This window comes from Microcoleus sp. (assembly GCF_049646505.1).
In the GTDB taxonomy this organism is placed as follows: Bacteria; Cyanobacteriota; Cyanobacteriia; order Cyanobacteriales; family Microcoleaceae; genus Microcoleus.
In genome coordinates, this window is sequence record NZ_JBARVX010000303.1 from 1 (window position 1) to 5,069 (window position 5,069).

The following is a 5,069-nucleotide window of genomic DNA, read 5'->3' on the forward strand; positions in this document are numbered from 1 at the left end:
TCTTCCTTCTTCCTTCTTCCTGATGACTTTGTACGGAAAGCTCGGAGGCGACAGCAAAACATGACTGATGACTAATGACTAATGACTAATGACTTCTTCCTTCTTCACCCTTGAGAAAGCAACCTTAAATATTGTCGAATTAAGCCAGCAGTCACAGCCGGAATTTCCAACTGCGGAGTCAAACCCACATTTTCCAGAGATTGAAAAACTTTGATTGCTTCGGGGTTGAGACTGGCCAATCGCTGGCCGATATCCGGCCCGGTAAACTGCGATTTTTCTCCCCAAATAATCGCTGTCGGCGTTGTTAGCTGAGCGATGTACAGCGACAAATCAAAGCACAAATCTCCCCGCACAAAAGACAGGGCGGCATATTCTGCGTTTGGTTCCAAGGCAGATTCGAGGTAAGCATCGACAATTTCTTGGTAAATGCGGCGCGAATCGGCAAATTGGCGCTGTTCTAGGAAGCTGCGGATGCCGCCGTCTGTGGCGATCGCGGTACTGTAGAGCAAACGGTCTAAAATCGGCGTGTTGACTAGCTTAGCGAAGAAACTGCTGCCGTAATCTTGTCCGAAGTCCGACAAACCGCTGGGTATTGTCAAAATCAGCGATTTGAAAAGATCCGGGCGGGCGATCGCAGCTCGAATCGCGATCGCCCCAGTCAGCGAAGAAGCGATCGCATCCGTCGGACTGTCGCAAGTTTTTTCTAGAAATTCAATCAAAGTTGTGATATAATCTTCAACTTGATAATTTCTCTGCGGATGTTCCGATCGCCCCCAACCGATTAAATCCGGTGCCAAAATTCGATATTCGCTGGCAAAAGCCGGATAAACTTTCGACCATTCGTAGGCACTAGACCCGCCCCCAAAACCGTGGAAAAATACCAAATTCGGTTTGTTTTCCGATGCCTGGGCAGACAATTCGAGCCAAGGCATTTTTTCAGCAGTGTAGTATACCATTCTGCCGAGAGAAGTAACTATCGATCGCTGACCGAAGCCGAGGGGCACAAGCATAAATAAACCTCAATAATCGCTGTTAGATTTTAGATTTTCCTCCGCAGCCCAGTCTCAGTTTAAAAAAGTTGCAAAGCTAGCGGAGTTTTTGTAAAGATTAAGTATGGATTTCAATCTATTTTAGTACAAACGAAGCCTGAAACTACAGACAGCAACTAAGTTTTGCGATTTTTTGGAGTTCCCCTGTGTAGTTATCCTCACCCTTGCTTGCCTAACGCCGATCGGAGATAATAGCAAAATGATGGGTAAGACCCCTCAACAAAATCGAGTGGGTTCGCCAACCCCGAAAGCAGAAATATTCGATTTCACTTTCAGGCGGGTAAAAAGTTTGCTGCCGATCGCCAATCACGAATAATTAATTACCATATTTTGCGGAGCAGTGGATTTTGAGGTCGAAAGTCCTTGTTATCAGCGGGGGATCGGTTGTCGATTCCGGCGTTGCAGGTTGGGCAATTTCCAAAGCAAGGCCGTTACAAATTCCAAAACACCAGAAACAAGCAATTTCCAGGAGATCTACTAAAAATGCAACTGCTCAGGAAACGGGATCGCGAGGGTTTTATGGTTGACGCACAAAGTCTTCAATCGGACGGGTTTGCAGAATTTGATACAGCCTGTCGAAGCATGGATTTAAACGGCAAAAAGTCTTTAGTCGCCACTCCAGAACGATCGGGCGCGGGGTTAGAGGTGCGATCGCGCGCCACCGTACCGGTGATCGTCCGCCTAGCTTTAGAAGACTTGAAATGCTTTGAAGTAGTAGAAAACCAGTTTGCACATTGGGGGGTGACTTTTAACAATGCCGTCGCCATCCAACCTTCAAACCCAGCATTTTTGACGGGTTCTGGGAAAACAGTGTTAATGGGAGCTCCAAAAACCGGATTGATAGAAGTTACTTTCAAGCATCCAGTTCGCACCGTGTCAGGACTTGTCACCAGTTCGCGGCGAACTGTTTTATCTGCTTGCGACATCGACGGGAACCCAATTGTTCAGGATGAAATGCCTGCACCCAATCTAGCAGGATCTAATTCTCCGATCGCCCCCTGCGCTCCCCTGCGCGTCAAAGCCCCGAATATTCATCGAATTACTTTTTATGCTTTTGACGGTCAGCTAATAGTCGATGACTTTATTTTTGGATTTTGAATTCAAGCCATAGGTATCGTCCCACGTCTGCAAACCTTCGAGAAGAGCGTTGCGGACTAAAGCTTCCGGTTCTCGACTCAGCATCAGGCGAAAGCACTCGGCAGCGCGGGTTAGGGCGATCCTGTTCCTTGGCTTGGCGGGCAGACTTTTGACAGAACTCCGACGGCCAAACCCACCGCTATTCACCAAATCGGTCATTTGCCGCACTGCAATCAAACGCTTCACGGGGTCAGCATCGGTCAAATCTGCCAGGATGCGATCGAGCGCCGCTTCATCTTTTGAGGCCCCCAGACTCAGCGCTTGCCGCAGCAGCAGCCCTGCAATGGCGATCGTCCCCAAGTTTTGCAAAATCAGGCTCGCAGCCATCCAGTGGCTCTCGGAATCCGCCCAAACCGCCAAACTCATGTAAGCGACCAAGGCAGCAATGCCGCCGGTGCCCACCGCTAAGACAAACCGGCGGTTCGGGCTATCCCAAAATTGCTCGACTTGCGATCGCAGCAATTGCCACTCCCGCGACTCTCCTCGGTAAACCAGTATCATCGCTGCGATCCCCAGCCCTGTCGAAAACAGTAGCTGACTGTTCCACAACCCCCAAACTGCTCCCAGGGCGACAAGTGCCAGCCAACCTTTCGATCGAGTCAAACGCTCTAGCAGCCACTTGGCAAAGGGGATCGAAGCCACGGGCGATCGGCTCCGAGCGGTTTTGGTCTCAACCCGGAGGCCTCTGGTTTCGGCTGTCCCGGCGATTCCCCTCAAGCGATCGTGCTGACGGATCTCTCTCAAAGCTCGCCCATCAGTCATGTCCTCGGACGGGTCGATCGGGGGGAGTTTATCGAGTTGCCAAGTGTCTTCGGATACTTTCACTGGCAATCTCTTCAGCTTTGTTGTAGTTTTTTTAACTTGATTCATAGTGACTTTTTTGATAAATAACTTTCAGTTATCCCGGCGTTTTTAGCAATGATTTAGATTCTCGGCAAATAAGAGTCTTATACTCTATGATATCGGAAATTCTCACCCGCAGCGAGTACCGCAACTGCGCTGAATTTCGAGCCATCATTACCAAAAATAGAGCAATTGAAGATTGTTTAAAAAAGTACGGCCCGCCCACAGCGAATATTTCTGAATCACTTTTGAGACAGCGCGGGCGCGGGAGCAGCAGGCGGGCCGACAAAACACCGAAAACTGATAAATTTCAGAAATTTGGGGGGTTTTGAGTGCTAGAAGCAGTTTCCCAAGAAATACGCGATGAAAATTCAGCCTTTTGCCGTCGGGCCCGGTTTCTCGAACCTGTCGGCGGATGTCAGATCCGGGTGGGTTCAAAGCTCGATCGCGGGGCTCGACAGCCGCAGGTGATGCCCGAAAATTCAAATATTATTGTTTGAAAATCAATAGCACGATCGTTCCTAAACTGCTATTATTTTTGAATAATAATGGCAACAAATCAAGTCCGGTAAATTAGCCGTAATTCCGGTAGGGCCCGGAGCCCGTCGCGCCCGATCGACCAGATCGCCCGATCGCCAACCAACCCAGATATCTCGATCTTACGGTCGATCGATCGGAGACGATCGCATCCAAGCCATCATCCGGGCTCAAACCCGTAAACTGGCAGCGCCAACAACAGACCGCGCCATACTGTGCCGGCAAGTGCGGAGGCGGGAAAATATAGGCTGCTACAAGACCAGACTCAGGCAGAAATGCTCCCCCAAATTGTGTCTGTAGAGGTTAGGCTATTGAAGAAAGCAAAATAGTGGCGGTCGAGACTTCGATAGTCTACCTTGTAATTTATTAGCCTGCCGTCAAGCTCAACAGTTTTGCATTCTCTGGCAAACGAGACTCTTGACACCTATCGTGCAAAACTCGACAGTCAAAGAACTGAGGTTTGATGGCAAAGCCCTTACCAATATGTAAACATTTTACCGATGGCTCGCCGGAGTAATCTTGCAGGAAAACCCATGTCTAGTATGCAAAACCAGTTCACGGTTCACTTCTGGGGCGTTAGAGGTAGCATAGCGTCTCCAGGGGCTGAAACAGTACGTTACGGGGGCAACACGCCCTGTATAGAAATGCGAGTGGGTCAGAGCCGCCTAATTTTTGATGGCGGTACTGGATTGCGGGTTTTGGGACAAACTCTCCTGTCGCAGATGCCCGTAGAAGCTCATATGTTTTTTACTCACTCCCACTGGGATCACATTCAAGGATTCCCATTTTTTGTCCCCGCTTTTGTTAAGGGCAATTGTTTTCACATCTATGGGGCAGTGGCTCCTAATAAGGCTACTATCCAGCAGCGGCTCAACGACCAGATGCTTCACCCCAATTTTCCCGTGCCCCTGCAAATTATGGGGGCAGACCTGAAATTTAACGATATAGAAGTGGGTCAACCGCTGGAAATCGGAGAAATTAAGGTGGAAACTGCTTTGTTGAACCATCCGGGGGAAGCTATGGGCTACCGGGTGAACTGGCGGGGCTATTCGGCTGCTTACGTGACTGATACCGAACATTTTCCCGATCGTTTAGACGAAAATGTGCTGTATTTGGCTCGGGATGCCGAAGTGCTGATCTACGATGCTACTTATACGGATGAGGAGTATTATTCGGAGAAGACCAGCAGAGTTGGTTGGGGACATTCGACTTGGCAGGAAGCGGTGAAGGTGGCAAAGGCTGCTAATGTCAAGAAGCTGGTGATTTTTCACCACGACCCGCTGCACAATGACGAGTTTTTAGACAAGGTGGGAGAGCAAGTGGCTCAAAGGTTCCCGAACAGTTTGATGGCGCGGGAAGGTTTGTCGTTACAGTTGCTGCCTCCTCATCAGGAGGATGTGTCTGAAGAATCGGTGCCTTCGCCTAAAGTGTCTGTCTGATGGATTTGAGATGGCCAGATGGTTCTGAAATCTTGAGGTGGAAAATCAAAAATTTAAGTTAGGG

General features: G+C 49.2%; 6 protein-coding genes. 3 read left to right on the top strand and 3 right to left on the bottom strand.

Annotation, left to right across the window (positions count from 1 at the left end):
• Nucleotides 1-104 precede the first annotated feature (104 nt).
• Complete coding sequence (locus tag WBA89_RS15860) at nt 105-1,010, bottom strand: alpha/beta fold hydrolase (RefSeq protein WP_424408023.1); 906 nt, start codon at nt 1,008-1,010, stop codon at nt 105-107.
• A 522-nt stretch (nt 1,011-1,532) separates the two neighbouring features.
• Here WBA89_RS15860 and WBA89_RS15865 point away from each other — a divergent pair.
• Nucleotides 1,533-2,147 (top strand): hypothetical protein, encoded by a 615-nt coding sequence (locus WBA89_RS15865; protein ID WP_424408025.1) that lies wholly within the window; start codon nt 1,533-1,535, stop codon nt 2,145-2,147.
• Here the strand turns inward: WBA89_RS15865 and WBA89_RS15870 are convergent.
• A complete protein-coding gene (locus tag WBA89_RS15870; protein ID WP_424408027.1) occupies nt 2,115-3,056 on the bottom strand; it encodes a hypothetical protein in 942 nt (313 codons plus the stop codon). The two genes, WBA89_RS15865 and WBA89_RS15870, sit on opposite strands and share 33 nt — an antisense overlap.
• An 86-nt stretch (nt 3,057-3,142) precedes the next feature.
• Between WBA89_RS15870 and WBA89_RS15875 the strand changes: the two genes are divergently transcribed.
• Nucleotides 3,143-3,361 (top strand): hypothetical protein, encoded by a 219-nt coding sequence (locus WBA89_RS15875; RefSeq protein ID WP_424408029.1) that lies wholly within the window; start codon nt 3,143-3,145, stop codon nt 3,359-3,361.
• 241 nt (nt 3,362-3,602) lie between these two features.
• Here the strand turns inward: WBA89_RS15875 and WBA89_RS15880 are convergent, their stop codons facing one another.
• Nucleotides 3,603-3,740 carry a hypothetical protein gene (locus tag WBA89_RS15880; protein ID WP_424408031.1) on the bottom strand — a complete coding sequence of 46 codons (138 nt, stop codon included), beginning with the start codon at nt 3,738-3,740 and terminating at the stop codon, nt 3,603-3,605.
• A 359-nt stretch (nt 3,741-4,099) separates the two neighbouring features.
• On the opposite strand from WBA89_RS15880, the gene WBA89_RS15885 reads away from it, so the two are divergent.
• On the top strand, nt 4,100-5,005 hold the full coding sequence (locus tag WBA89_RS15885; RefSeq protein WP_424408033.1) for an MBL fold metallo-hydrolase: 906 nt from the start codon (nt 4,100-4,102) through the stop codon (nt 5,003-5,005).
• Nucleotides 5,006-5,069: the final 64 nt, after the last annotated feature.

What these genes read in the sequence shown, in the direction of transcription:
- WBA89_RS15860 (WP_424408023.1), bottom strand. Translation starts at nt 1,010, where the DNA reads ATGCTTGTGCCCCTCGGCTTCGGTCAGCGATCGATAGTTACTTCTCTC.
- WBA89_RS15865 (WP_424408025.1), top strand. Translation starts at nt 1,533, where the DNA reads ATGCAACTGCTCAGGAAACGGGATCGCGAGGGTTTTATGGTTGACGCA.
- WBA89_RS15875 (WP_424408029.1), top strand. Translation starts at nt 3,143, where the DNA reads ATGATATCGGAAATTCTCACCCGCAGCGAGTACCGCAACTGCGCTGAA.
- WBA89_RS15885 (WP_424408033.1), top strand. Translation starts at nt 4,100, where the DNA reads ATGTCTAGTATGCAAAACCAGTTCACGGTTCACTTCTGGGGCGTTAGA.
- WBA89_RS15870 (WP_424408027.1), bottom strand. Translation starts at nt 3,056, where the DNA reads ATGAATCAAGTTAAAAAAACTACAACAAAGCTGAAGAGATTGCCAGTG.